At 67.8% G+C, this 24,137-nt stretch carries 24 protein-coding genes; 10 read left to right on the top strand and 14 right to left on the bottom strand.

Annotation, left to right across the window (positions count from 1 at the left end; genetic code table 11):
• The first annotated feature begins 77 nt into the window (after positions 1-77).
• Positions 78-1,226, top strand: coding sequence for an aldose epimerase family protein (locus tag QKY98_RS16645; RefSeq protein ID WP_027599000.1), 1,149 nt, complete (start codon positions 78-80; stop codon positions 1,224-1,226).
• 258 nt (positions 1,227-1,484) lie between these two features.
• Here the strand turns inward: QKY98_RS16645 and QKY98_RS16640 are convergent, their stop codons facing one another.
• The gene (locus QKY98_RS16640) at positions 1,485-3,062 is read right to left on the bottom strand and encodes an aldehyde dehydrogenase (NADP(+)) (RefSeq protein ID WP_145248431.1); all 1,578 of its coding nucleotides are present in this window, start codon (positions 3,060-3,062) and stop codon (positions 1,485-1,487) included.
• Positions 3,063-3,214: 152 nt separating this feature from the next.
• Complete coding sequence (gene araD1 / locus QKY98_RS16635; RefSeq protein ID WP_042137998.1) at positions 3,215-4,210, bottom strand: AraD1 family protein; 996 nt, start codon at positions 4,208-4,210, stop codon at positions 3,215-3,217.
• A 102-nt stretch (positions 4,211-4,312) separates the two neighbouring features.
• On the opposite strand from araD1, the gene QKY98_RS16630 reads away from it, so the two are divergent.
• Positions 4,313-5,236, top strand: coding sequence for a LysR family transcriptional regulator (locus QKY98_RS16630; RefSeq protein WP_284671270.1), 924 nt, complete (start codon positions 4,313-4,315; stop codon positions 5,234-5,236).
• A 243-nt stretch (positions 5,237-5,479) separates the two neighbouring features.
• Here QKY98_RS16630 and cysB read toward each other — a convergent pair whose 3' ends face one another.
• The 3 genes from cysB to QKY98_RS16615 all read right to left on the bottom strand — a co-directional run bounded on the left by cysB (position 5,480) and on the right by QKY98_RS16615 (position 7,483).
• Positions 5,480-6,454 carry an HTH-type transcriptional regulator CysB gene (cysB, locus tag QKY98_RS16625; RefSeq protein ID WP_007160555.1) on the bottom strand — a complete coding sequence of 325 codons (975 nt, stop codon included), beginning with the start codon at positions 6,452-6,454 and terminating at the stop codon, positions 5,480-5,482.
• A 111-nt stretch (positions 6,455-6,565) separates the two neighbouring features.
• Positions 6,566-7,048, bottom strand: a complete 483-nt coding sequence (locus QKY98_RS16620) for a universal stress protein (RefSeq protein ID WP_284671269.1) — start codon at positions 7,046-7,048, stop codon at positions 6,566-6,568.
• Between the two features lie 108 nt (positions 7,049-7,156).
• Positions 7,157-7,483: a thioredoxin family protein gene (locus tag QKY98_RS16615; RefSeq protein WP_007160557.1), complete on the bottom strand. Its 327-nt coding sequence runs from the start codon at positions 7,481-7,483 to the stop codon at positions 7,157-7,159.
• Between the two features lie 165 nt (positions 7,484-7,648).
• Here QKY98_RS16615 and QKY98_RS16610 point away from each other — a divergent pair, with 165 nt between their 5' ends.
• The gene (locus QKY98_RS16610) at positions 7,649-8,728 is read left to right on the top strand and encodes a 3-deoxy-7-phosphoheptulonate synthase (protein WP_007160558.1); all 1,080 of its coding nucleotides are present in this window, start codon (positions 7,649-7,651) and stop codon (positions 8,726-8,728) included.
• 58 nt (positions 8,729-8,786) lie between these two features.
• Here QKY98_RS16610 and QKY98_RS16605 read toward each other — a convergent pair whose 3' ends face one another.
• Complete coding sequence (locus QKY98_RS16605) at positions 8,787-9,068, bottom strand: GNAT family N-acetyltransferase (RefSeq protein ID WP_007160559.1); 282 nt, start codon at positions 9,066-9,068, stop codon at positions 8,787-8,789.
• Positions 9,069-9,515: 447 nt separating this feature from the next.
• Between QKY98_RS16605 and QKY98_RS16600 the strand changes: the two genes are divergently transcribed.
• The gene (locus QKY98_RS16600; RefSeq protein WP_007160560.1) at positions 9,516-9,767 is read left to right on the top strand and encodes an Lpp/OprI family alanine-zipper lipoprotein; all 252 of its coding nucleotides are present in this window, start codon (positions 9,516-9,518) and stop codon (positions 9,765-9,767) included.
• Positions 9,768-9,889: 122 nt separating this feature from the next.
• Here QKY98_RS16600 and QKY98_RS16595 read toward each other — a convergent pair whose 3' ends face one another.
• From QKY98_RS16595 to QKY98_RS16585, 3 genes are all read right to left on the bottom strand, one after another.
• Entirely contained in the window at positions 9,890-10,867 is a 978-nt protein-coding gene (locus tag QKY98_RS16595; RefSeq protein ID WP_027599003.1) for a L,D-transpeptidase family protein, read from the bottom strand.
• Positions 10,868-10,941: 74 nt separating this feature from the next.
• On the bottom strand, positions 10,942-11,223 hold the full coding sequence (locus QKY98_RS16590) for a hypothetical protein (protein ID WP_007160562.1): 282 nt from the start codon (positions 11,221-11,223) through the stop codon (positions 10,942-10,944).
• Positions 11,224-11,321: 98 nt separating this feature from the next.
• Positions 11,322-11,876: an arylesterase gene (locus tag QKY98_RS16585; RefSeq protein ID WP_219860090.1), complete on the bottom strand. Its 555-nt coding sequence runs from the start codon at positions 11,874-11,876 to the stop codon at positions 11,322-11,324.
• 148 nt (positions 11,877-12,024) lie between these two features.
• On the opposite strand from QKY98_RS16585, the gene QKY98_RS16580 reads away from it, so the two are divergent.
• Genes QKY98_RS16580 through greB form a run of 3 tightly spaced genes read left to right on the top strand, consistent with a single transcriptional unit; the run spans position 12,025 to position 15,713 of the window.
• Entirely contained in the window at positions 12,025-12,699 is a 675-nt protein-coding gene (locus QKY98_RS16580) for an ABC transporter ATP-binding protein (protein ID WP_144957675.1), read from the top strand.
• On the top strand, positions 12,696-15,206 hold the full coding sequence (locus QKY98_RS16575; protein ID WP_284671268.1) for an ABC transporter permease: 2,511 nt from the start codon (positions 12,696-12,698) through the stop codon (positions 15,204-15,206). Before QKY98_RS16580 ends, QKY98_RS16575 begins: the two co-directional genes overlap by 4 nt.
• A gap of 3 nt (positions 15,207-15,209) precedes the next feature.
• Entirely contained in the window at positions 15,210-15,713 is a 504-nt protein-coding gene (gene greB / locus QKY98_RS16570) for a transcription elongation factor GreB (protein WP_027601576.1), read from the top strand.
• A gap of 3 nt (positions 15,714-15,716) precedes the next feature.
• Here the strand turns inward: greB and QKY98_RS16565 are convergent, their stop codons facing one another.
• Entirely contained in the window at positions 15,717-16,022 is a 306-nt protein-coding gene (locus tag QKY98_RS16565; protein WP_042137989.1) for a hypothetical protein, read from the bottom strand.
• Between the two features lie 153 nt (positions 16,023-16,175).
• Positions 16,176-17,606, bottom strand: a complete 1,431-nt coding sequence (locus QKY98_RS16560) for an MltF family protein (RefSeq protein ID WP_181085280.1) — start codon at positions 17,604-17,606, stop codon at positions 16,176-16,178.
• A gap of 88 nt (positions 17,607-17,694) precedes the next feature.
• Here QKY98_RS16560 and QKY98_RS16555 point away from each other — a divergent pair, with 88 nt between their 5' ends.
• From QKY98_RS16555 to QKY98_RS16545, 3 genes are all read left to right on the top strand, one after another.
• A complete protein-coding gene (locus QKY98_RS16555) occupies positions 17,695-18,525 on the top strand; it encodes a TatD family hydrolase (protein ID WP_284671267.1) in 831 nt (276 codons plus the stop codon).
• 159 nt (positions 18,526-18,684) lie between these two features.
• A complete protein-coding gene (locus QKY98_RS16550) occupies positions 18,685-19,959 on the top strand; it encodes a methyl-accepting chemotaxis protein (RefSeq protein ID WP_027599010.1) in 1,275 nt (424 codons plus the stop codon).
• Positions 19,960-20,034: 75 nt separating this feature from the next.
• Complete coding sequence (locus tag QKY98_RS16545; RefSeq protein ID WP_007160571.1) at positions 20,035-20,214, top strand: hypothetical protein; 180 nt, start codon at positions 20,035-20,037, stop codon at positions 20,212-20,214.
• On the opposite strand, the gene QKY98_RS16540 is transcribed toward QKY98_RS16545, so the two are convergent.
• The 3 genes from QKY98_RS16540 to QKY98_RS16530 are packed head-to-tail and all read right to left on the bottom strand — an operon-like array spanning position 20,196 to position 24,072.
• The gene (locus tag QKY98_RS16540) at positions 20,196-22,205 is read right to left on the bottom strand and encodes a transglutaminase TgpA family protein (protein WP_027599011.1); all 2,010 of its coding nucleotides are present in this window, start codon (positions 22,203-22,205) and stop codon (positions 20,196-20,198) included. The two genes, QKY98_RS16545 and QKY98_RS16540, sit on opposite strands and share 19 nt — an antisense overlap.
• A complete protein-coding gene (locus QKY98_RS16535; protein ID WP_394337617.1) occupies positions 22,202-23,185 on the bottom strand; it encodes a DUF58 domain-containing protein in 984 nt (327 codons plus the stop codon). Before QKY98_RS16535 ends, QKY98_RS16540 begins: the two co-directional genes overlap by 4 nt.
• Entirely contained in the window at positions 23,155-24,072 is a 918-nt protein-coding gene (locus QKY98_RS16530) for an AAA family ATPase (protein WP_007160574.1), read from the bottom strand. The genes QKY98_RS16535 and QKY98_RS16530 overlap by 31 nt, the downstream gene beginning before the upstream one ends.
• Positions 24,073-24,137: the final 65 nt, after the last annotated feature.

Here is a 24,137-nt window from a genome sequence, read left to right as displayed (position 1 = left end):
GGCTTTACCGCCCCTCCTCCGGCTTCCGGGTCGCCTGACCCACCCTTGCACAACAACAAACCGAAAAGGTGGTCGAGATGAAACGCACGTTAGCCCTCACCGGACTTGGACTGTCACTCATGATCAGCACCCTTACCGCCCAGGCGGCCGGCCTCAGCAGCCAGCAGTCGAGCTTTGGCAAGCTGCCCGATGGCACCCCCATCGAGAAGTTCGTCCTGACCAACAGCCACGGCATGCAGGCCACCGTCATCACCTACGGCGGCGTGCTGCAGGCGCTCAAGGTGCCCGACCGCAAGGGCCACAGCGAAGACGTGGTGTTGGGCTTCGATGACGTCCAGGGTTATCTCGACAACCCCACGGTATTCTTTGGCGCCACCATCGGCCGCTTCGGCAACCGCATCGCCGACGGTCGTTTCAGCCTCGACGGCAAGAGCTACCAGATCCCGCAGAACGACAAGACCAACGCCCTGCACGGCGGTCCCCAGGGCTTCAACACCAAGGTGTGGAAGGCCGAGCCGGCCAAGGGCGACGGCTGGGTCGGCGTGACCCTGAGCTATGTGTCTCCCGATGGCGAGATGGGCTTTCCCGGCACCCTGACCACCCAGGTGACCTACCAGCTGGACGAACACAACCAGCTGACCCTCAAGTACCGCGCCACCACCGACAAGCCGACGGTGCTCAACCTGACCAACCACAGCTACTTCAACCTGGCGGGCGCCGGCAGTGGCACCGTGCTCAAGCAGGTGGCGATGCTCAATGCCGACACATACACGCCGGTGACCGCCAAGCTGATTCCCACCGGCGAATTGCCGCCCGTGGCCGGCACACCCCTGGACTTCCGCAAGCCGACCGCCATCGGCAAGCACATCGCCGACGACAACCAGCAGCTGAAGTACGCCGAACCCAAGCAGGGTGGCTATGACTTCAACTGGGTGCTCAACACCGCGGGCGATCTGCAGAAGGCCGCCGCCGTGGTGACCGATCCGGGCTCCGGCCGCACCCTGACCCTCTACACCACCGAACCGGGCGTGCAGTTCTATACCGGCAACTTCCTGGAAGGAAACATCAAGGGCAAGGCCGGCAAGACCTACGGCCACTGGGGTGCCTTCACCCTGGAAACCCAGCACTATCCGGACGCCCCCAACCAGCCGAACTTCCCCACCACCCGCCTGGACCCCGGCCAGACCTACACCCAGACGACCATCTTCAAGTTCGCCGCCAAGTAAGGCGATTGCCGATGCACGCAAGGCCGCTCCCAGGAGCGGCCTTCTTCTTTGGGGATTGTGCATGCGGCTTCCCTCACCCCAACCCTCTCCCGGAGGGAGAGGGGGTTGTTCCGGCACGCGCTTGGCTCTTCAGTAGCGTGGAAAACGGCGCAGCCTTTTCCACTGTCCTGCCACCCCCCTTCCACCACCCAATACACCACCCAATAAAAAAACCGGCGTCTCGCGACGCCGGGTTCTCAACCACTCAGGACCGCGCGATCAGATCGCGGCCTTGGTGTTCTCGCCGTTCACCAGGCGCTGGATGCCCAGCGGGTTGGCGTTCTGCAGGGCTTCCGGGAGGAAGGCGTCCGGATAGTTCTGGTAGCACACCGGGCGCAGGAAGCGGTCGATGGCCAGGGTGCCGACCGAGGTGCCGCGAGCATCGGAGGTCGCCGGATAGGGACCGCCGTGGACCATGGCGTCACAGACTTCCACACCGGTGGGATAGCCGTTGAGCAACAGGCGCCCGGCTTTCTGCTCCAGCAGGCCGATGATGGCCTCGAAGCGTTGCAGATCGGCCGGCTCGGCCAGCAGGGTGGCGGTCAGCTGGCCATGCAGGCCTTGCAGCGCCTGGTGCAGCTGGGCCTCGTCAGCCACCTCGACCACCACGGTGGTGGGGCCGAAGACTTCTTCCTGCAGCAACTCGTCGTTTTCCAGCAGCAGGCTCACGTCAGCCTTGAACAGCTGCGGACGCGCCTGGTTGCCTTCCTGGCTGGCACCGGCCAGGTGTTGCACGCCGGAATGGGCCAGCAGCGCCGCGACGCCCTTTTCGTAGCTTTTCAGGGTGCCCGGATTGAGCATGGTCTGGGGCGCCTGCTCGTTCATGGCACCGGCCAGGCGCTCGAGGAAGGCGCTGAATTCGGGCGAACGCAGGCCGATGACCAAGCCCGGATTGGTGCAGAACTGGCCGCAACCCAGGACCACGGAGGCCGCGAGTTCGCCGGTGATGGCGTCGCCACGGGCCTTGAGCGCCTCGGGCAGGACCACCACCGGGTTGATGCTGGACATCTCGGCGAACACCGGGATCGGCTGCGGACGGGCCGCGGCCATGTCGCACAGGGCGCGACCGCCGCGCAGGGAGCCGGTGAAGCCCACCGCCTGGATGGCCGGGTGCTTGACCAGCTGCTCGCCTACGCCACCGCCATAGATCATGTTGAACACGCCCTTGGGCATGCCGGTCTTCTCGGCGGCGCGAATGATGGCGTCGGCCACGTATTCGGCGGTGACCATGTGGCCGCTGTGGGCCTTGAACACCACCGGGCAACCGGCGGCCAGGGCCGCGGCGGTGTCGCCACCGGCGGTGGAGAAGGCCAGCGGGAAGTTGCTGGCGCCGAACACGGCCACCGGACCCAGGCCGATACGGTACTGGCGCAGGTCAGGACGCGGCAGCGGCTTGCGCTCGGGTAGCGCGGTGTCGATGCGCGCACCGTGGAAGTCACCGCGGCGCAGCACCTTGGCGAACAGGCGCATCTGGCCGCTGGTACGGCCGCGCTCACCCTGGATGCGGCCAGCCGGCAGCGCGGTTTCCTGGCAGACCAGCTGGACGAAGTCGTCGCCCAGGGCATCCAGTTCGTCGGCGATGGCATCAAGGAAGCTGGCGCGCTTTTCGGCGCTCAGCTTGCGGTACAGGGGCGCGGCCTGCTCGGCGGCGCGGGCGGCGGCATCGACCTCGGCCGTGGACGCCTGGAAGAATTCGTAGGGCAGCTTTTCGCCGGTCGTGGCGTCGATGCTGTAGACCCGCACCTCGCCCTCGCCGCTACGAGCGCCACCGATGTAGTTCTTGCCTTGGATCTGCATTGTTCTCGACTCCTTATACCTAGGGGTTCAGGGAAGACCACCCGCTACGGGGAGGTCTTCGAAAGGGTGGCACGCTCGGTGTCCGAGCGGCCGGGCCAGCCTGTGCGATACCCACTCTAGCATTCGCATAGTCAGCAGTCATCATACAACCATCAGAGCTGACGGACCTGCCCGGGCTGGAAAGCTGCCGTGCCGGCCTTGACGCCATTGCTCAGCGGCTCGCCGAATTCCGGCACCGCGATCTCGAATCTGTCGCCCGGCTCGACCCGCACCCCATCGGCGAAGGACAGGGTCGCCGTGCCGAAGAAATGTACATGGACATCGCCCGGCCGCAGGAACTGCGCGTACTTGAAGTGGTGATACTCGAGGTTCTCCAGGCTGTGGCACATGTTGTCCTCGCCCGAGAGGAATTCCTTCTCCCAGATCACCTGCTCGCCGCGACGGATCCGGCTGGTGCCCGCCAGATGGCTCGGCAGTTCACCGGTGCGCAAGGCCGGACCGAAGCTGCAGTAGCGTAGTTTGGAATGGGCTAGGTAGAGATAGTTCTTGCGTTCCATCACGTGGTCGGAGAATTCGTTGCCCACCGCATAACCCAGGCGGTAGGGCTTGCCGTCGTCACCGATCACATAGAGACCGGTCAGCTCCGGCTCTTCCCCGGCGTCCTCGGCGAATTCCGGCAGCGGGATGTCGCCGCCCGGACGCACCAGGATGCCGCCGTCGCCCTTGTAGAACCATTCCGGCTGTGCACCGGCGCTCCCCGCCGCAGGCCGACCGCCCTCCACGCCCCATTTGAACATGCGCATGGAGTCGGTCAGCTTGGCCTCTTCCTGGCTGTTCTGCTGGTGCATCTTGTCGCGGGTGGCGGCGCTGCCCAGGTGGGTCAGACCGGTCCCGGTGACCAGGCAGTGCGCGGGATCCTCATGGTCCAGCGGCGGCAGCAGGCGACCGGCCTCGAGCAGCTCGGCATAGGCCGGGCCGGGCTCCAGGCCCAGGGTCTGCACCTGAGATTCCAGGGAAACGCCGGCACGGATGGCCTGCAGCGCCAGGGTCCGGGTGCTGGTCGCGCCGCGGACCTGCTGGACTTCACCGCGCTCGACCACGCCGACGCGGCGCTGGCCCTGTTGGTCTTCGAACTGAATCAGGTGCATGGCATTCTCCTTGTTGGTTATCGCCTGCAGGAGACTTTACTCGGCGCCATGGGGCCTGCCTAATGAGAGCTCCCTATCCCGCGATAACCAACGGTTATTCCCATGCTGCCATCCCTGGGCTCCATCGCCTCCCGTCTGCGCCTGCGGCAACTGCGCCTGCTGATCGCCCTCGACGAGGAAGGCTCGCTGCACAAGGCCGCCGAGCGCATCGCCATTTCCCAGCCCGGCGCCACCAAGGCCCTGCACGAGATCGAGAGCACCCTGGGCGCCACCCTCTTCCTGCGCACCCACCAGGGCCTGCAGCCCAATGACCTGGGCCGCTGCGTGATCCGCTATGCGCGGCTGATCGAAAGCGACCTGGCCCATCTGCGCGAAGAGATGCTCGGTATCCTGCAGGGCGAAGGCGGTCGGCTGGCGGTGGGAGTGATCATGGGCGCCGTGCCTCGGCTGACCGCCGCGGTGTCGCGCCTGGGTGCGGCGCAGCCCCAGCTGGGGATCGAGATCATCGAGGACACCAGCGTGCGCCTGCTCGACCTGCTCGACGCCGGTCGCATCGAACTGGCCATCTGCCGCAGCAGCGTCAGCCGCCGGCCGGATGCCTACGACTGCCTGGAGGTGCGCGAAGAGCGGCTGGAAATCGTCTGCCATCCCCGCCATCCGCTGGCGGAGTCCGAGACGCTGAGCCTGGCCGAACTGGTCGACAGCCGCTGGATCGTCTATCCGGCCAACCTGCCCATGCGCCTGACGCTGGAGCGGGAATTTCGCGCGGCGGAACTGGAGTTTCCCCGCTATCCGGTGGAAACCTCCTCGACCTTCACCCTGCTCGGCCTGCTGCAGGAGGACGCCAACCAGGTGGCCATGCTGCCCAGCGACATCGCCCAGTTCGGCGAAAGACACGGCCTGCTGCGCCGCCTGCCGGTGGTCCAGCGCACCCGCAACGAACCCTATTCGATCCTGGTCCGTCAGGGCGCGGGATTGTCGGCGGCCGCGCAGCTGCTGCTGGAGCAGTGGCGGTTGGCGGGGTGAGGTAACGCATCGTGGCCATGGCGGTTCGCCGATGCGGCCGCTCCTACAGATGGAAGCACGACGGCTTGTTGCGATTTCGCCGAGGCTGACGTGACTGAACGCCTGCTTGGATAGCCCCCTCTCCCCTCGGGAGAGGGTTGGGGTGAGGGTGCCCCCTACAGCGCAGTCTCCAGTGGAAAAGGCTACGCCGTTTTCCACGCTACGTGCTGCTGCGGCCGCGATGATTTCAGCGAGAGGAAGCCCTCAATACGTCGGCAGCGTCACCCCATGGAACAGGGTCTCCAGCTCCTGCCGCGAGGGCGTCTGCATGGCCTCGGTGAGGACATCGCGGGTCAGGTGCGGCGCGAAGCGGCCGATGAAGTCGCACATGAAGCCGCGCAGGAAGGTGCCGCGGCGCAGGCCGATCTTGGTCACGCTGGCTTCGAAGAGGTGGCTGGCGTCCAGGCAGACCAGGTCGGCATCGGCTTTGTGATCCACCGCCATGTCGGCGACGATGCCCACGCCCAGGCCGAGGCGGACATAGGTCTTGATGACGTCGGCGTCCGCCGCGGTCAGCACCACGTTGGGCTCAAGACCCTGGCGGGCAAAGGCCTCGTCGAGCTTGGAGCGGCCGGTGAAGCCGAAGACGTAGGTCACCAGCGGCTGTTCCGCCAGGTGTTCCAGGGTGAGGTGCTCCACCTTGGCCAGGGGGTGACCCTGGGGCACGATGACACAGCGGTTCCAGCGATAGCAGGGCATCATCACCAGATCGTTGAAGCGTTCCAGACCCTCGGTGGCGATGGCGAAGTCGACGGTGCCGTCGGCGGCCATCTCGGCGATCTGGGTCGGCGAGCCCTGATGCATGTGCAGGGCCACGTCCGGATACTGCTTGATGAATTCGCTGATCACGTCCGGCAGCGCATAGCGCGCCTGGGTGTGGGTGGTGGCGATGGACAGGGTGCCCTTGCGCTCGTTGGAGAATTCCTGGGCGATCTGCTTGATGCTCTCGCACTTGCGCAGGATCTCGCCGGCGGTCTGGATGATGCGTTCGCCGGCCGGGGTCACCCGGGTCAGGTGCTTGCCGCTGCGGGCAAAGACCTCGACCCCCAACTCGTCCTCGAGCAGGCGGATCTGCTTGCTGATGCCAGGCTGCGAGGTATAGAGGCTCTGGGCGGTGGCGGAAACGTTCAGATCGTGGTGGGCGACTTCCCAGATATATCGCAACTGTTGCAGCTTCATGCCGGCTCCTCGCTGACCCATGCGCAAGCATATAACAGTAAAGCAGGCCTTAAGGTTTTTCTAGACCGAAATCGAATTAAGTCGCGGAGGAGCAAGACTGACGCTTACGGATCAGCCCTGTCGCAGCGGCACCAGGTACACCGGAATGCGTGCGGTCTGCAGCAGACGGCTGGCGGTACGTCCCAGTGGGGCGACCTGGGCGTCGCCCTGGCTGCGACTGCCGATCACCAGCAGATCCGCGGCGAAGTCCTGGGCCTGCTTGAGAATGGCCGCCGGCGGATCGCCCTGCACCACCCGCACGGCCCGGATCAGACCCGCGGTGGCCGGGATCTCCAGCAGGTCCTCGCGCAGCGACTCGAACACCTGCTGCTCGATGGTCTCCAGCACCAGCTCCAGACCGCCATTGCGCAGGCGATCCAGGGATTCACCATTCGGATGCTGTTGCAGCAGCGTGGAGGCCAGCAGGCCGAGCGGCTCCACCACATGGACGACATACAGCCGGGCCTGATGGATGCGAGCGAGATTCAAGGCATGCTGAAAGACATAGGACGAACACAGGCCCAGGTCCGTGGCATAAAGCAGCGAGCGGATCACGATTCCTCCTGGCCAGATCAGGCGACCTGACCGGTGCAATGCGGGATAGCCCTTTCCAGCGTAGCAGGGGAAAGACATTTGCGCTGCGAAGCGCGCGTTAGAGGCCTTTCAGGGTATTTCCTCGGGTTCCCGCGCCGCCGCGGCCTGGATCGCCGCCACCAGGGCCGGCTCGCGCAGGGGCGCCTGCACCGGGCCGAAGAAGTCGCCATCCCCGATCAGGAACAGCGCCGGCAGATGAAAGACTCCATAGCGCTGCACCAGACCGCCACTGCGCTCGGCATCCACCCAGTACAGCCGCTCGACCGGCAGCGCCGCCGTCGGCAGCACCTGGCGCGCCAGGCGGCAGGAGGCGCAACCGGCGCTGGTAAAGATCAGCAGGGAGCGCCCCGGCGCCGCCAGCAGGACGGCATCGGCCGTCCCATCGTCCAATTCCATGCTTTCCTCGTCGCGATCATCGCCAAAGCACGCCTTCGGGCGCGTCGATAGCGTCGTAGCCATTGTGAGCGGGCGGTACAAGCGTTAAGGTGCCCCACCCTCTCCATCGTATTTTGCCTGCACGGGCCCTGACCTGTCGCAGCGCCGTGACCGACGAGTAGCACCATGGCCGCACAGCCCCGCCTTAACGACCTCAACATCGAAGCCAACGAGCCGCTCATCACCCCCGAGCAGCTCAAGCAGGAGATCCCGCTGAGCGATCTCGCCGCCGACACCGTCGCCCAGGGCCGCCAGGTCATCCGCGACATCCTCGACGGCAAGGACCATCGCCTGTTCGTGGTGATCGGCCCCTGCTCCATCCATGACATCAAGGCCGCCCACGAATACGCCGAGCGCCTCAAGGCCCTGGCCGCCCAGGTCAGCGACAGCCTCTATCTGGTCATGCGCGTCTACTTCGAGAAGCCCCGCACCACCGTGGGCTGGAAGGGCCTGATCAACGATCCCTACCTGGACGACTCCTTCAAGATCCAGGACGGCCTGCACATCGGTCGCCAGCTGCTGCTGGACCTGGCGGAAAAGGGCCTGCCCACCGCCACCGAGGCGCTGGACCCCATCTCCCCCCAATACCTGCAGGACCTGATCAGCTGGTCGGCGATCGGTGCCCGCACCACCGAATCCCAGACCCACCGGGAAATGGCCTCGGGCCTCTCCTCCGCGGTCGGCTTCAAGAACGGCACCGACGGCAGCCTGACCGTGGCCATCAACGCCCTGCAGTCGGTGTCCAGCCCGCACCGCTTCCTGGGTATCGACCAGCGCGGCCAGGTATCCGTGGTCATGACCAAGGGCAACGCCTATGGCCATGTGGTGCTGCGCGGCGGCAACGGCAAGCCCAACTACGATTCGGTCAGCGTCACCCTGTGCGAGCAGGCGCTGGTCAAGGCCAAGGTCAAGCCGAACATCATGGTCGACTGCAGCCACGCCAACTCCAACAAGGACGCCGCCCTGCAGCCGCTGGTGATGGACAACGTCGCCAACCAGATCGTCGAGGGCAACAACTCCATCGTCGGCCTGATGGTGGAAAGCCACCTGGGCTTTGGCAGCCAGCCGATTCCGGCGGATCTGTCGCAGCTGCAGTATGGCGTCTCGGTGACCGACGCCTGCATCGACTGGGCCATGACCGAGAAGAGCATTCTCGACATGCACCGCAAGCTCAAGGATGTGCTGCCGCGCCGCGCGCGCAGCTGATCCTGCAGCAGATACGAAAACGCCGGGCTCAGCCCGGCGTTTTTCTTGGCGTGGCCATTCAGGCCAGCGGCGTCACCTGGCCACGACGTTCCAGGTAGTGCTCCACATAGGAGCAGGAGGGAATGACGCTGTAGCCGCGGCTCTCGGCGTAGTTCAGCGCGTACTCGGTCAGCCGCGCTGCCAGGCCGCGCCCACGCAGCGCATCGGGGACGAAGGTGCGATAGAAATCCATGGTCTGCTTGCCCAGATCCATGTAGGCGAGATAGGCGCGCTGGCCGTCGACAGAAAGGTGGAATTGATGATTGGCCTCATCGTGTTCCACGTGCAGGGACTCGTTCATGACTACTCCTTGGCGGTTTGGCTCCGCCTTATCCATTGTTATCGATGATACCCGAAGACGAGAACGCACCCTTCCTGTGCGGGACTGAGCCACAGCGCGTCAGACCCCTCCGGAAGAAGCAGGTTCTGACCAGCCGTCGCACCGAGAAGACACACTATATCAGGGCCGCCTGCGCGGGAGCAGGCGCGGCTCGGCGCTTGACAACTTCCGCTCATCCTCTAACGTTTTGAAACGTTCGCGACTTTCAGCCATCCAAGCAGTTGCTGATACCGGGTGCGCAGGGATTCCGGGACGAACACGGGGAGCCGAGAAGGATTTTTCCGCAAAAAATCCTTCTTCAACGGGTTCGCTCAGTTTACTTACGACCGGTAATGAGTAGTATGTAGCCGCAATTTTCCACCTGGGAAATTGATCTTAAAACAGGATGTCTACCTCAAGGGGTTTACGATGAACAACGCTCTGAAATTCGCCGCCCTGGCTCTGGCCGCTGCTCTGGCCACTGGTTGCAGCACCGCTAACAAGGAAAGCGAAGCTCGCCTGACCGCTACCGAAGACGCCGCTGCCCGCGCTCAGGCTCGTGCTGACGAAGCCTACCGTCACGCTGACGAGGCCCTGGCCGCCGCTCAGAAAGCTCAGCAGACCGCTGACGAAGCCAACGAGCGCGCCCTGCGTATGCTGGAAAAAGCCAGCCGCAAGTAAGCGCCTCGGCTGGAAAGGCGAGTGGCAACAGTCGTCTTTCCCGGAGCAAACAAAAAGCCCGCCATCTCAGATGGCGGGCTTTTTGTTTGTCTGGCCGGCCGAGCGCGCTCAGCCGGTCGCGATCACAGGGTCTTGGCAGGCGCCTTGGCCACCGCACCCGGCGTCATCCCGGCCGGCAGGTCGGCGATTTCCACTGGCAGGCCGTCCTGGCCCTGGACCACGTCACGCACCGTGTTCCAGTTCACCGCGCTATTGGCCTGCAGCAGGTCGTCACGCTTGATCAGCGCATTGACCACCGCGGCCTGACGGTCGATCTCGGTCGGATCGCCCTTCACGGTCACCGGCTGGTGGGCTTCCAGGTAGAGCTTGCCCTGGCTCACGCCGAACTTGTAGGGCTCGTCGATGATGCGCACCGGCGTGCCCACGGGCAGCATGCCGACCAGTTCGGTCACGTTGAAGTTGTACATGCGGAAGCAGCCATGGCTGACCTGCATGCCGATGCCGAATTTCTTGTCCGAGCCGTGGATGAGATAGCCCGGCAGGGTCAGGCGGATCTTGTAGGGCCCCAGGGGATTGTCCGGACCGGGCGGCACCACCTTGGGCAGCGGATCGCCTTCGGCGGCGTGCTCGGCGCGTACCGACTCCGGCGGATACCAGGACGGATCCTTGATCTTGTCCACCACCTTGGTCACGCCGATGGGCGAACCCCAGCCTTCGCGGCCGATGCCCAGCGGGTAGGTGAACACCGTGTGACCACCCTTGGGGTAGTAGTACATGCGGTATTCGGCGATGTTGATGACGATGCCTTCGCGCGGGCCGGGCGGCAGGATGAAGCGCGTGGGCAGCACGATCTCGGTGCCGGCACCCGGCAGCCAGGCATCGACGCCCGGGTTGGCGGCCACCATCTCGGTGTAGCCCAGATCGTACTTCTGGCCGAGATCGGCAAAGGTGTCTTCGTAGGCGGCCTTGATGACCTGAACCTCGCCGACCACGTCTTCACCGGGTGGCGGCAGCGGCAACTCCAGTGCCTGCGCCGTACCCGCGCTCAACAGACCAAACAGCGAGAGGGAACCGACCAGGGTCGAAACGCGCGCGGGCATGGGATGAATCCTTGCAAGGAGCAAAAAGGTGACGGCGCGAATTGTACACGCCTCGATCGGCGTCCGGCAGGGCCTCAAAAGACCTGTAACGGATTCGGCAAGCCCCGTTTGGCGCCTTGCAGCCGCTGCATGCAGGCCGGACAGAGGGTCTTGAGGCCGAGCGCCCGGCGATTCAGCGGATGCAGGCGGGGACGCGCCGGCAGCAGGGTACCGCACAGCGTCCGGTCGGTCGGCGAGCCCAGCTCCAGCTGCCGGGCGACGATATGGACTCGGCCCTCGCGGCAGGCGAACAGGTCGAGCTGGGCATCGGGCTGGATCAGCTGATAGCCGTGCATGGACCGGGAAAGGCGGGACATCGGGATACTCCAGGGGCGGTTCCGCCGGGCGGTCGATTGGCCGGACCGGCGGGGCGCGCAACCTTAGCGGAAAGCCCCGTCGGGGAAAAGTCCGGCGTTCAGTCGCGCAGCAGCGGCTGCAACTGGGGCCAGGCGTTGTCCAGCAGGCGCTGCTGGGCATTGGCCTGGGGGTGGATGCCATCCGGCTGCATATAGGCCGGATCGCCGCCTACCCCTTCCAGCAGGAAGGGCACCAGGGCCACCTGCTGGGCCTTGGCCACGTCCGTGTAGACCTGGGCGAAGCCATCGGTATAGCGCGGTCCGTAGTTGGGCGGCAGGCGCATGCCCAGCAGCAGGACGCGCGCGCCTCGGGCCTTGGCCTGTTCCACCAGGGCGGTGAGGTTGCGCTCGAACTGCGCCAGCGGCTGGCCGCGCAGGCCGTCGTTGCCGCCCAGCTCGATGGCCACCACGTCGGGTCGATGCTCGGCCAGCAACCGTGGCAGTCGCGCCAGGCCGCCGGCGGTGGTGTCGCCGCTGATAGAGGCATTCACCACCTGATAGTCGAGCCGCTGCGCCTGCAGGCGCTGCTCCAGCAGGCGTACCCAGCCCTGCCCGTCGGCGAGGCCGTAGCCGGCGCTGATGCTGTCGCCCACCACCAGCAGGGTGCGCGCCATGGCCAGGGGCGTGAGGGTCAGGCAGAGCAGCGCCAGCAGCCAGGCAATGCCTTGCCGCAAAGGCGCGCTGGACTTCGCCCGCTTTTTTGACTCTAACTCGCCACAGCCGCCCGCATGCGGGCCCTTCGAATACGGCATCGGATACCTCATGAGCGAAGTCATACTGCTGGCACGCGACCTTAGCAAGGTCGTCACGGGCGCGGAAGGCGCGCTGCCGATCCTCCAGGCGCTGGATCTGCAACTGCAGGCCGGCGACAGTTTGGCCATCGTCGGCAGCTCGGGTTCCGGCAAGTCCACCCTGCTCGGACTCTTGGCCGGTCTCGACCTGCCCAGCGGCGGCGAGGTCCATCTCGCCGGTCAGCGCCTGGATACCCTCGACGAAGACGCCCGTGCCCGCCTGCGCGCCGAACGGGTGGGCTTCGTGTTCCAGTCCTTTCAGCTGCTGGACAGCCTCACGGCGCTGGAAAACGTCATGCTGCCGCTGGAGCTGGAGGGCGTGCGCCAGGCCCGCGATCAGGCGATGGCCCTGCTGGAACGGGTCGGCCTGGGCGAGCGGCTGCGCCATTATCCCCGGCAGCTCTCCGGCGGCGAGCAGCAGCGGGTCGCCCTGGCGCGCGCCTTCGCGCCGCGCCCGAGCATTCTCTTCGCCGACGAACCCACCGGCAATCTCGACAGCCGTACCGGTGCCCATATCAGCGATCTGCTGTTCGAACTCAATCGTGAGCGCGGCACGACGCTGGTACTGGTGACCCATGACGAGCGCCTGGCCGCGCGCTGCGCCCGCCAACTGCGCCTGGAAGGCGGCCGGCAGGTCGCGGCATGAGGCGTACCGGTCTGCCCTTCGCCCGGCTGTTCGGCCTGGCCTGGCGCCAGAGTCTGAGAGAGCTCCGCGCCGGCGAGATCCGCATGCTCTGCCTGGCGCTGGTGGTGGCCGTGGCCGCCAGCGTCGCCATCGGCTACTTCACCGCCCGCCTGGGCGCGGGCATGGAAAATCGCGCCAGCGAATTCCTCGCCGCCGACCTGGTGCTGCTGGGCAGCGAACCGCCACGTCCGGAACAGGTGGACGCCGGCCTGCAGCGGGGCCTCGAACACAGCCGCTCGCTCAATTTCAGCACCATGGCCGCAGGTGCCGAGGCCCTGCAGCTGGCCAGCGTCAAGGCGGTCCAGGCCAACTTTCCCCTGCGCGGCGAGGTGCGCAGCGCGGCGGCGCCGGACGCGCCCGACCAGCCGGGCGGCGCTCCGGCGCCCGGGGAGGCCTGGGTCGAGCCGCGCCTGCTGCTGGCCCTGGACGCCAAGGTCGGTGATCGCCTGGACATCGGGCGCAAGGCCCTCACCATCACCCGGGTGCTCACCTACGAACCGGATCGGGCGGGTGACTTCTACAGCCTGACGCCGCGGGTGCTGATCAATCTCGACGACGTGGCCGCCACCGGGGTCATCCAACCCGGCAGTCGGGTGCGCTATCGCGAACTCTGGCGCGGCGAGCCCCAGGCCCTGGCCGCCTATCGCCAGGCGCTCACCCCGGCCCTGGCCGCCAACCAGCGCTTCGAAGGCCCGGGCGATGGCAATCGCCAGCTGGGCAATGCCCTGGAACGTGCCCAGCGCTATCTGGGGCTGGCCAGCCTGGTGGCGGTGGTGCTGGCCGGCGTGGCCGTGGCGCTGTCGGCCAATCGCTTCGCCGCGCGGCGCTTCGACGCCAGCGCCCTGCTGCGCTGCCTGGGTCTGACCCGCCGCGACGCCCTGGTGCTCTATGGCCTGCAACTGGGGTTGCTGGGCCTGGCGGCGAGTCTGCTCGGCGCCCTGCTCGGCTGGCTGGCGCAGCTGGTGCTGTTCGAGCTGCTGCATGGCCTCCTACCAGCGCGCCTTCCAGCGGTCGGGATTGGCCCGGCGCTGGCCGGCATGGGCACCGGCCTGGTCGCCTTGGTCGGCTTCGCCCTGCCGCCGCTGGCCGCCCTGGGGCGGGTCCCGCCGCTGCGGGTGTTGCGCAGCGATCTGCAGCCCGTCCCCCTGCGCACCTGGCTGGTCTATGGCTGCGCCCTGCTCGCCCTCGGGCTGATCATGTGGCGCCTGTCGCTGGATCTGCGCCTGACCCTGGCGCTGCTGGTGGGTGGCCTGGTCGCGGGACTGCTGTTCGGCAGTCTGCTCTACCTGGCCCTGCGTGGCCTGCGCCGGGCCATGCAGGGTGCGCCCCTGGCCTGGCGGCTGGGTCTGGGTCAGCTGCTCCGGCATCCCCTGGCGGCGGTGGGCCAGACCCTGGCCTTCGGCCTGATCCTGCTGGCCATGAGTCTGGTGGTGCTGTTGCGGGGCGAGCTGCTGGAACGCTGGCAGGCGCAACTGCCGGCCGAGGCGCCCAATCACTTCGCCCTCAATGTGCTGCCGGACGAGGGCCAGGCCTTCGCCGCGGCGGTGGCCGGTCTCTCGCCCCACGCCAGTCCGCTCTATCCCATCGTGCAGGGCCGCCTGGTCAGCGTGAAGGGGCATCCGGCCCAGGAAGGCCTGGAAGACGACTCCCGCGGTGGCCGCGCCACCCGGCGCGATCTCAACCTGACCTGGTCGGCTGGGTTGCCGGACGGCAACCGCCTGGAAGCCGGTCAGTGGTGGGACGCGCTGCCCGCCGGCGACCTGCCCGGGGTGTCCCTGGAAAGCGAGCTGGCGCGCAGCCTCGGCGTCGGCCTGGGCGACACCCTGGGCTTCGTCATCGGCGATCGCCAGATCGAGGCGCGAGTCACCAGCCTGCGGCAGGTCAGCTGGGACAACTTCCAGCCGAACTTCTTCGTGATCTTCGCCCCGGGCGCCCTGCAGGACGTGCCCTTCACCTACCTGGGCAGCTTCTACCTGCCGCCCGGGCACGATCGCGAATTGCTGGCCCTGGCCCGGCAATTCCCGGCGGTGACCCTGTTGCCCATCGACGCCCTGCTCGATCAGCTGCGCAGCATCCTGCGCCAAGTCAGCGTGGCGGTGGAGTTCGTGCTGCTGTTCGTGCTGGCCGCCGGCATCGCCGTGCTGCTGGCCGGCCTGCAGGCGACCCTCGACGAACGCATCCGCCAGGGCGCCCTGCTGCGTGCCCTGGGTGCCCGGCGCGAGTTGCTGCAACGGGCGCGGCGCACCGAATTCATCCTGCTCGGCGGCGCCAGTGGCTTGCTCGCGGCGCTCGGTTGCGAGATCGTCAGCGCCCTGCTCTACCGGCTGGCCTTCGACCTGGACTGGCAACCCCATCCCTGGCTGCTGCTGTTGCCGGTGCTGGGCGCCCTGCTGGTCGGGGCGGCGGGCCTGCTGGGCACGCGGCGGGCCCTCACCGCCAGTCCGTTACTGATCCTGAGAGAAAGCTGATCCATGAGTCGTTACCGTCCGCCGCGCACCGCCGGCACGCCCCTGATCACCGCCGCCGGCGAAGCCCGGTTGCGCGCCGAACTCCACGACCTGTGGAACGTGCGCCGGCCCCAGGTCACCCAGGCGGTGAGCGAGGCGGCCGCGCTGGGCGATCGTTCGGAAAACGCCGAGTACATCTACGGCAAGAAGATGCTGCGGGAGATCGACAGCCGGGTGCGCTTCCTGCGCAAGCGGCTGGAGAATCTCAAGGTGATCCGCGAACGACCGGCCGATCCGACCAAGGTCTATTTCGGCGCCTGGGTCACCCTGGAAGACGACGAGGGCGCCGAGAAGCGCTATCGCATCGTCGGCCCGGACGAACTCGACCTCCGGCAGAACCTCATCAGCATCGACTCGCCCCTGGCGCGGGCGCTGGTCGGCAAGGCGCTGGACGCCGAGGTCCGCCTGCAGACGCCGGCCGGCGAACAGCGCTGGTACATCGTCGAGATCGCCTATCCCGAGGAATGACGGCTAGCGGCGACGGGTGATCACGCCCTGCCGCGCCACGCGGGTCAGTTCCCGCACCAGGGATTCGAGACCGGCCTGGCCCGGCGACTGCACCACGGCGAAGTCGAAGCTGTCGTCGCCAAAGGCGCGCAGCTGTTCGGCCCGGTCGGCGAAGCGAATCTGCAGGGTGCGGCTGTGCGGCCAGCGCTTGGGCCAGCCTTCGAGGTAACGCAGCAGGGTGGGCTGGTCGGGACCGCCGAGGAGGATGGCGGGATGACTGGCGAGTTTGCCCTGGGTCAGGGGCGTCAGGCGTAGCGGGAGCGGTAGCATGGACGAAATTCCGCCTCGTAGATCCAGCTGGGCGGTAGTACGAGGCCTGTTCCGTCCAGCGCTTTAGCGGTATTTGGGAGCGCCCCGCAAGTTGCTGTTTAAATCGGCGCGGGATCATCCTAGGGAGGGCTCGACCGCCCTGTCAAGCGGGCTTCAACCGTCCCCGCGGCCGTTCTCCCTGGCACCGGTCGCCGCTACGGCCGGCGCTTCCAGCCGGGCCCGTTCGCGACTGAAGGCCACCCGGTACTTGTTGACGCTGGCCACGTAGTTGACCACCCCGATACCCACCTCCTCGGCGGCGATGCGCTCGACCTGGAAGAACCAGCGATCGCCGTCCAGCCCCTGCTTGCGCGCCTTGGCCCGGAGCGCCTGGACGCGCTCCGGGCCAAGGTTGTAGGCCGCCAGGGTAAAGGCGCGGCGCTCGCGCTCGGCGAGCCGCGGACTGGAGAAGAATTCGCGGCGCAGGCGCGCCAGATACCGGGTGGCGGCCCTGACGTTGTCCTCGGCGGAATGCAGGTTGCGCACCCCGACGCTGCGCGCCGCCCGCGGGGTGATCTGCAGCAGCCCTGCGGCGCGGCCGGCACCGCGGGCATGGGGATCGAGGCCGGATTCCTTGTAGGCCATGGCGGCCAGGGTCAGCCAGTCGAAGTCGTAGGCCTTGGCGTAGCGCTGCAGCAGCGGCCGCACCTGGGCCAGGCGCTTGCGGTCATGGGCCTGCAGCGGATCGCGCACCTGGTAGCGGCGCGCATAGGCCTGGCGAAAGGCCTGGTCGTCGTCGCGCGCCTGGGGTTGCCGGGCGAAGGTCCGGATCCGCTCGGCGAGCTGGTGCGCCGGGGCGCGCAGATACCAGAGCTGCGCCTGGTCATGGGCCACCACCAGCCGATCGGCCACCCGCAGGCGTGGCAGCACCCGCGCCCAGCGATGGGCCAGCCCGGACTCGACGACGCTGAGCGGATAGATGCCGGCCTGGGTCAGCTCCAGGACGTCTTCCACCGCCAGGGTCGGATCGGCCCACTCGACCTGCACCGGCCGCAGCCTGCGCTTCTCCAGCTGGGCGTTGAGCCGGGCCAGGGCCGGACCGGCCGCGCTGCCCTGGGGCAGCACCACCCGCCGCCCGGCCAACTGCTCCAGATGGCGGGGCAGGCGCTGGCCGCGCCCACCCACCACCACCAGACTGGTGGGCGCCGCCACCGACGCGGCGATCAGCGCCGAATGCGGCGGTGGCAGCAGGGTTTCGCCGGGCGCCACCAGATCGCCCTCGCCGCGCTGCAGCGCCGCCAGGAGGTCGTCCTTGGCCTTGGGCACGAAGACCAGGCGCAACGGCCGGCCCCCGGGCTGGTGCTGCAGGTAGCGGGCGAAGGCCTGCAGGCGCCGATACTCGATGCCGAGGGCCTGGCCGTTCCATTCGCCGGAGCTGTGCCGACTCTGGTTGACCAGGACGCGCAACTCGCCGGCCCGCTCGATGGCGGTCAGGTCGCGCGCCGCGACATGGCGTGGTGCTTCGGGTGGCAGGGCACCGAGCCGTGCCTGGGCGGAGCAGGCGAGCAGGCAGCCAACAAGGACCAGGGTGAATCGAAACGGCATCCAGGACTCCTGACCTGGCCGGGACAGCGCCGATAGCACCCGGACTACGGATAGAATGAAGGGACAAAATCTGTGGAAGGTCCGCACCATGCAATTGATCGACATCGGCGTCAACCTCACCCACCCTAGTCTGCTCAAGCGGGTGGACGCGGTGATCGAGCGGGCCCAGGCCGCCGGTGTGATGCAACTGGTGCTGACCGGCACCACCCTCGAAGACAGCGAGAACGCCCTCAATCTCTGCCTGCGCCTGGATGCGGGCGAGGCGCTGTTCAGCACCGCGGGCGTCCATCCCCACGAAGCCTCGACCTGGAACGCGGCCGCCGCCAGGACCCTGCGCGACCTGGCCAGCCAGCCCAAGGTACGAGCCCTGGGCGAATGCGGCCTGGACTTCAATCGCGACTTCACCCCGCGGCCGCAGCAGGAGCGCTGCTTCGAGGAACAGCTGGCCCTGGCCGCCGAATTGCGCCGCCCGGTGTTTCTCCACGAGCGCGACGCCAGCGAGCGCATGCTGGCGATCCTGCGCGACTATCGGGACCACCTGCCGGCCGCCGTGGTGCACTGCTTCACCGGCGAACGCAAGGCGCTCTATGGCTACCTGGATCTCGACCTGCACCTGGGCATCACCGGCTGGATCTGCGACGAGCGCCGCGGCCTGCACCTGCATGAGCTGGTCGGGCAGATCCCGGTCGGTCGGCTGATGCTGGAAACCGATGCCCCCTACCTGCTGCCGCGCACCCTCAGACCCAAGCCGCGCCATGGCCACAACGAACCGGCGTTCCTGCCGGAGATCCTGCGCACCGTGGCGCGCCTGCGCAACGAAACGCCCGAGCAGACCGCCCTGCACACCAGTGCCACCGCCCGCGCCTTCTTCGGGCTGCCGGAGATCGCCGTGCCAGAGCGGATCGAGGAATTCGACTAGGCAGGGTTGCCGTTTCGCTAAAGTCAGACCCGTGCAAGCCGTTAACCTTTGGGCTTATTCCACGGCGTCAGACGTCTTCTCGCAGGACATTGACGCCAGTCAAGATCCGGGTCGCGCCGGCCTGCCAGGCTGTGCGGCCCCGCCGACTGGATGCCCCCTATGTTTGCCTGGCTGCGCGATATTTCCCTCAAGTACAAATTCTGGGCGGTCAACGCCGTTGCCTTCGTCACCAGCCTCCTGCTGGTGCTGTTCGCCATGCAACTGGAGGTCTCCGGCCGCGCCGAGCAGCTCAAGGCGGTCAAGGCCGTCGTGGGTGAGGCGGCTGCCAGCCTGAGCGCCCCGACCTTTACCGACATCTTCCTGGCCCGGGCACCGGAATACGCCCTGGCCGTGGGCGTGCTGATGCTGGTGCTGCTGGTGGCCTCGCAGCTCCTGATCCGCTTCATCCTCGGCAATCTGCAACGCCTCAAGGACACCATGCTGCGGGTGGAGCGCGACGGCGACCTCACCGCCCGGGTCGAGGTGCGCGGGCGCGACGAGGTCGGGCAGATGACCCAGGCCTTCAACGCCATGCAGGACAGCTACACCCGCGTCGTCGGTACCGTGGCCGCCAGCGCCGCCCGCCTGGACGAAGGCGCCGGACGCCTGGCCAGCGGCATGCAGGGCGTGCGGGGCGGCATGCAGGATCAGCAGCACGAGACCGACCAAGCGGCCACCGCCATCAACGAGATGAGCGCCACCGTGCAGCAGATCGCCGAGCACGCCGCCGGTACCCGTGACCAGTCCCAGGAAGCCGACCGCCTGGCCGGCGCCGGCCAGCAGGCGGTGGAGCGCGTCAGCCATTCCATCGCCGACCTCTCCCAGGGCGTGCAGCAGACCGCGGTGATGATCCAGGAGCTGGCCGAAAACAGCGAGCGCATCACCAGCGTGGTCAACGTCATCCATGGCATCGCCGAACAGACCAACCTGCTGGCGCTCAACGCTGCCATCGAGGCGGCCCGCGCCGGCGAGGCTGGCCGCGGCTTCGCCGTGGTGGCCGACGAGGTGCGCAACCTGGCCAAGCGGGTGCAGGGTTCCACCGACGAGATCACCCGCATGGTCGACGGCCTTCAGGCCGGCACCCGCGATGCCGTGGAATTCATGCGCGAAAGCTCGCTCAAGGCCGATGACTGCGTGGTCCAGGCCGGCGCTGCCGGGCAGGCCCTGGCCGACATCACCGCCGCCGTGACCCTGATGCGCGATAGCAACACCCAGATCGCCGTGGCCGCCGAACAGCAGGCCCAGGTGGCGGAAGAGATGAGCAGGTCGGTTGTAGGCATCCGCGATGTCACGGAAAGGACCATGCTGCTGACGCAGGAGTCGGCCAGCACCAGCACTGAACTGGCCGCCCTCGCAGGAACCCTGAATCAGGCGATTCGCCAGTTGCGCCTATAGCCTCCATAGCGAGAGCGCATTCGCGCGGTTGCCCGACAGGCGGCAAGATGCCCGCACGTTTTTCGGAGAACCGTCATGCGCTCGGTCACCACCCTCACTTCCGCCGTGCTGTTGTTGCTGGGCCTGGGCTGCATCGCCCAGGCGCTCGGCAACCCCCATCCACAACCGCTGATCCTGGCGGCCGTCGTCTGCCTGGTGGCCTTCGCCCTGCAAGAGCCTGACGCCCTCCCCGTGCCTCAGTCGCTGCGCGCCTGACGGCCACGCAGCTGACGTTTCAATAGCTTCAGCGTCCTGGTCAGAGCCGCAGGATCCTGCGGCCGACCGGCATAGCGCTGCGCCTGGAATTCCTGGGAAAAGGCCGAGATCGCTGCGCGCGCCGCCGGCAGCTCGGCCATGGCGCGTCCGGCGAAGCTGCCCGCCGCCTCGCCGCTTCGACGCCTGACGCCTTGCCGCGCCAGCAGCCGCTCGAACTGGTCGAAACGCGTCAACAGGGGATCCCGCGTCCGCTGCCAGGGCTTGAGCACCAGCAGGGCCATCACCCCGAGCACGCCCAACACCACCAGCGCCAGCAGCAGCCCCAGGCGTTGCAGCGAACCCTCGCCGAGCAGCCGCTTGAAGAGTTCGCCCTGGGTATCCTCCTGGTAGTTGAGCACCCAGCGCTGCCAGCCGTAGTTGAGGCGGTCCCAGCCCAGACGCAGGTCATTGAGCCAGGCCAGGTTGCGATAGCGATTGGCGGCGAAGGGATTGTCGGCGAGGAATTCGTTGGCCGCGCCCTGGGCCGCCAGGGCCTCCTGCAGACCCCGCTCGATACGCTCGGGCGCCACCTGGGCGGTAGGGTCGACGCTGACCCAGCCGCGCCCCGGCAGCCAGTATTCCACCCAGGCATGGGCATCGAATTGCTGCACCAGCAGATAGCCGCCCGCGGCATTGAATTCACCGCCCTGGTAGCCCGCCACCACCCGCGCCGGAATGCCCGCCACCCGCAGGGCAAAGGTCATGGCGCCGGCATAGTGGGCGCAGAAGCCGCGATGGTTGTCGAAGAGAAAGGCGTCGATGGCATCGACGCCTGCCGTGGGCGGTTGCAGGGTGTAGACGAAGGGTTGCTGGCGGAAATAGGCCAGGATCGCCTGGGCCAGGGCCTCGGGCGTTGGCGCGCGAGTCTTGAGCCCGGCTACCCAGGCACGGGTGCGCGGCTCGCCGCCACTGGGCAGCTGCAGCGCGCGCCTCTGGCTGGAGGCGGACAGCCGCTCCGGCTCGCGAGTGGCCTGCGGCCAGCTGGATACCCGATAGAGCAGCGCCTGATCCACCGGGCGGCGGCGCTGCAGATGGAAGTCGCTGGCCAGGCGCACGTCGCGCTGATCGCTGCGCGCCACGTCCAGGCCGTAGAGCCAGGGCCGACCGCTCGGCTCCATGACCACCTGGTAGTCCAGTCGGGGACCGCTCGGCGTCCAGGCCGGTTCCGGACTCCAGGCCGTGTCGGGATCCACCGACCAGCGCGCGCCGTCGAAGCGCTCGTAGGTGGTGGCCCGCCAGTAGAGATCACGCTGCGCCGGCCGGTCGCCGGCGAAACTGACGCGAAATACCCGCTCGGCGGATTGCGAGAGCTGGGCGATCTCCCCCGGCGCCATGCTGTCGCCCAGTCCGGTGCGCGCCTGGTCGCCCGGTTGTGGCAACGACCACAGCGGGCCGATACGGGGAAACACCAGGAACAGCAGCAGCATCAGCGGCACCGCCTGCAGCAGCAGGGTGCCGGCGACTTTCAGCGTCGCCAGCGGCCGACTGGCCAGGGCACTCTGCTGCAGGCCGATCAGCGCCGCCACCAGGGCGGTCACCGGCAGCAGGCTGTAGAGCGCGGCGAGCAGGCCATCCTCGAACAGGTAGGCGATCACCACCGCGAAGAACCCCAGGTAGATCACCACCAGGGCATCGCGGCGGCTGTGCATCTCGATCAGCTTGAGGGCGAAGGTCACCAGCAGCAGCACGGCACCGGCATCCAGGCCGATGAAGGAGCCACGCGACAGCCAGATGCCGCCCATGGTCAGCAGCAGCAGGCCGCCCTTCTCGATCCGCGTCGGCGCCCGCACCCGCATGCGAAACAGCAGCACCCGCCAGCCGGCGCAAAAGGCCCAGAGCAGGCCGACCCAGGGCGGCAGATGGGTGAGGTGCGGCAGGATCACCAGCGCCTGGGCCACCAGCAGCCAGATCAGGGCGATGCGCGGAATGGCTTGCGGCACGGCGGTGCTCATGATGGCCGCCCGAACAGGGCCAGGGCCTGCAGCGCCGCGTCACGCTGGCTTTCGCCGCTGGCCGGCGCCAGCTCCACCCCGGGCACCCTGAGGCCGAAGCGCAGCTGGCGGGCGCTGCAATCCAGCACCGCCTGGCACAGCCAGGACAGCCGCGTCTCGGTGTCACCATCGAGCACGCTGAAATCCAGCCAGAGTTCGCTGCCGGCCAGAGCGGTGAAGTCCTTGACCAGCAGGCCCTGCCCGCGGGAAAAGGCCTTCCAGTCCAGCCGCCGGCGCGAATCGCCGGGCTGATAGGACCGCAACCCCTGGAAGTCGTCGGCGCCCTGCCCCGTCTGGCGCTGGCCTTCCTCGTTGCCGGCATCCTGGCCGCTGCGCAGCGGCGTCGTGGTCGCCAGTGGCTGCGGATAGACCAGGGCGCGCACGTCCAGGTCCAGCCAGCTCCAGGCGACGAACAGGCCGAGGGGAAAACGGCTCTCCACCCGCAGCCGCCCGGGTCTGAGCCAGCCGCGATCTGGCGCCGGGTGGAAGATCTGCAGGGCGACGCTCTCCCCCGCCGGCACGTCGCTGAGCACCAGCGGCTCGTTGCGCCAGCCCAGGGCGATGCCCTGGTGCGCGCGGCGCTCGCTCTCCAGGCGCAGGCGAAAGCCGGCGGCCTCGCCGGCGAACACCGGACTGGCGCCGCCGCCGACCAGTTGCAGACCGGCCAGGTTGCGATAGGTGTGCAGCATGGCCACCAGCGCCAGGGAAAACAGCAGGAAGGTCAGGCCATAGGCCAGGCTGTTCTGGTAGTTGATGCCGGCCAGCAGCATCAGCAGCAGGGCGATGGCGAAGGCGCCCCCCTGGCGGGTGGGCAGGATGAAGATGCGCCGCTGATCGAGGATGATGCGATTGGCCGGAGGAATCCGCCGCGCCAGCCAGCCGTCTCGATAGCGCTGCCAGGCGCCGCCGGTCACAGCGCCGGGACTTCGCGCAGCAGCCACTGCACCAGGGCGCCGCCGCCATGCCCGGCGGGATCGGCGATGTCGCGCAGGCGATGCCCGGCCACCGCTGGCAGCACCGTCTGGACATCCTCGGGCAGCACATGGTCGCGCCCCGCCAGCAACGCCCAGGCGCGCGCCGCGGCCAGCAGCGCCAGACTGCCGCGCGGCGACAGGCCGAGGGCGAAGGACGTCTGGGTGCGGGTGGCCTCCACCAGGCGCAGCACGTAGTCCACCACCGCCTCGCTGGCATGGATGCGCGGCACCTCGGCCTGGATCAGCCGCAGCTGGGCGTGATCCAGCAGGGGCTCGAGGCGCGGCAGCTGCTCGCGCCCGGAACCGCCGAGCAGCAGCGCCCGCTCGGCGGCGCGTCCGGGATAGCCGAGCGACAGGCGCATCAGGAAGCGGTCGAGTTGGGATTCCGGCAGGGCGAAGGTGCCGCCCTGGGAGATGGGATTCTGGGTGGCGATGACAAAGAAGGGATCGGGCAAGGGCCGGGTGGCGCCCTCGATGGTCACCTGCCCCTCCTCCATGGCCTCGAGCAGCGCACTCTGGCTCTTGGGCGTGGCGCGGTTGATCTCGTCGGCCAGTAGCAACTCGGCGAACACCGGCCCGGGATGAAAGACGAACTGGCCGCTGTCGCGATCGAATACCGAGGTGCCGAGGATATCGCCGGGCAGGAGGTCGGAGGTGAACTGGATGCGCTGGAAGGACAGCCCCAGCACCTTGGCCAGGGCATGGCTGAGGGTGGTCTTGCCCATGCCGGGCAGGTCTTCGATCAGCAGGTGTCCCCGCGCCAGCAGGCAGGCCAGCGCCAGCCTGACCTGGGTTTCCTTGCCCAACAAAACGCCGTCTACCGCCTTGAGACAGGCGTTCAACCTATCGTGCATGCCCTGAGGTCTCTCGCCTTGCGCCGACATGAGAAGGCGTCGGCCTGCAAGACGAGAATAGCAGC

It is taken from the genome of Pseudomonas sp. HR1 (assembly GCF_030175875.1).
Classification (GTDB): domain Bacteria; phylum Pseudomonadota; class Gammaproteobacteria; order Pseudomonadales; family Pseudomonadaceae; genus Chryseomonas; species Chryseomonas oryzihabitans.
Note: the sequence above shows the minus strand (reverse complement) of the source record. Positions and strands in the feature narration are given on the sequence as shown.

Coding starts and splice junctions, on each gene's coding strand:
- cysB (WP_007160555.1), bottom strand. CDS start 6,454: ATGAAGCTGCAACAGTTGCGATATATCTGGGAAGTCGCCCACCACGAT.
- QKY98_RS16615 (WP_007160557.1), bottom strand. CDS start 7,483: ATGGAATTGGACGATGGGACGGCCGATGCCGTCCTGCTGGCGGCGCCG.
- QKY98_RS16560 (WP_181085280.1), bottom strand. CDS start 17,606: ATGCCGTTTCGATTCACCCTGGTCCTTGTTGGCTGCCTGCTCGCCTGC.
- QKY98_RS16565 (WP_042137989.1), bottom strand. CDS start 16,022: ATGCTACCGCTCCCGCTACGCCTGACGCCCCTGACCCAGGGCAAACTC.
- QKY98_RS16645 (WP_027599000.1), top strand. CDS start 78: ATGAAACGCACGTTAGCCCTCACCGGACTTGGACTGTCACTCATGATC.
- QKY98_RS16550 (WP_027599010.1), top strand. CDS start 18,685: ATGTTTGCCTGGCTGCGCGATATTTCCCTCAAGTACAAATTCTGGGCG.
- QKY98_RS16640 (WP_145248431.1), bottom strand. CDS start 3,062: ATGCAGATCCAAGGCAAGAACTACATCGGTGGCGCTCGTAGCGGCGAG.
- QKY98_RS16595 (WP_027599003.1), bottom strand. CDS start 10,867: ATGCCCGCGCGCGTTTCGACCCTGGTCGGTTCCCTCTCGCTGTTTGGT.
- QKY98_RS16585 (WP_219860090.1), bottom strand. CDS start 11,876: ATGGCGCGCACCCTGCTGGTGGTGGGCGACAGCATCAGCGCCGGCTAC.
- QKY98_RS16580 (WP_144957675.1), top strand. CDS start 12,025: ATGAGCGAAGTCATACTGCTGGCACGCGACCTTAGCAAGGTCGTCACG.
- QKY98_RS16600 (WP_007160560.1), top strand. CDS start 9,516: ATGAACAACGCTCTGAAATTCGCCGCCCTGGCTCTGGCCGCTGCTCTG.
- QKY98_RS16630 (WP_284671270.1), top strand. CDS start 4,313: ATGCTGCCATCCCTGGGCTCCATCGCCTCCCGTCTGCGCCTGCGGCAA.
- QKY98_RS16540 (WP_027599011.1), bottom strand. CDS start 22,205: ATGAGCACCGCCGTGCCGCAAGCCATTCCGCGCATCGCCCTGATCTGG.
- QKY98_RS16575 (WP_284671268.1), top strand. CDS start 12,696: ATGAGGCGTACCGGTCTGCCCTTCGCCCGGCTGTTCGGCCTGGCCTGG.
- araD1 (WP_042137998.1), bottom strand. CDS start 4,210: ATGCACCTGATTCAGTTCGAAGACCAACAGGGCCAGCGCCGCGTCGGC.
- QKY98_RS16545 (WP_007160571.1), top strand. CDS start 20,035: ATGCGCTCGGTCACCACCCTCACTTCCGCCGTGCTGTTGTTGCTGGGC.
- QKY98_RS16610 (WP_007160558.1), top strand. CDS start 7,649: ATGGCCGCACAGCCCCGCCTTAACGACCTCAACATCGAAGCCAACGAG.
- QKY98_RS16590 (WP_007160562.1), bottom strand. CDS start 11,223: ATGTCCCGCCTTTCCCGGTCCATGCACGGCTATCAGCTGATCCAGCCC.
- QKY98_RS16605 (WP_007160559.1), bottom strand. CDS start 9,068: ATGAACGAGTCCCTGCACGTGGAACACGATGAGGCCAATCATCAATTC.
- greB (WP_027601576.1), top strand. CDS start 15,210: ATGAGTCGTTACCGTCCGCCGCGCACCGCCGGCACGCCCCTGATCACC.
- QKY98_RS16555 (WP_284671267.1), top strand. CDS start 17,695: ATGCAATTGATCGACATCGGCGTCAACCTCACCCACCCTAGTCTGCTC.
- QKY98_RS16530 (WP_007160574.1), bottom strand. CDS start 24,072: ATGCACGATAGGTTGAACGCCTGTCTCAAGGCGGTAGACGGCGTTTTG.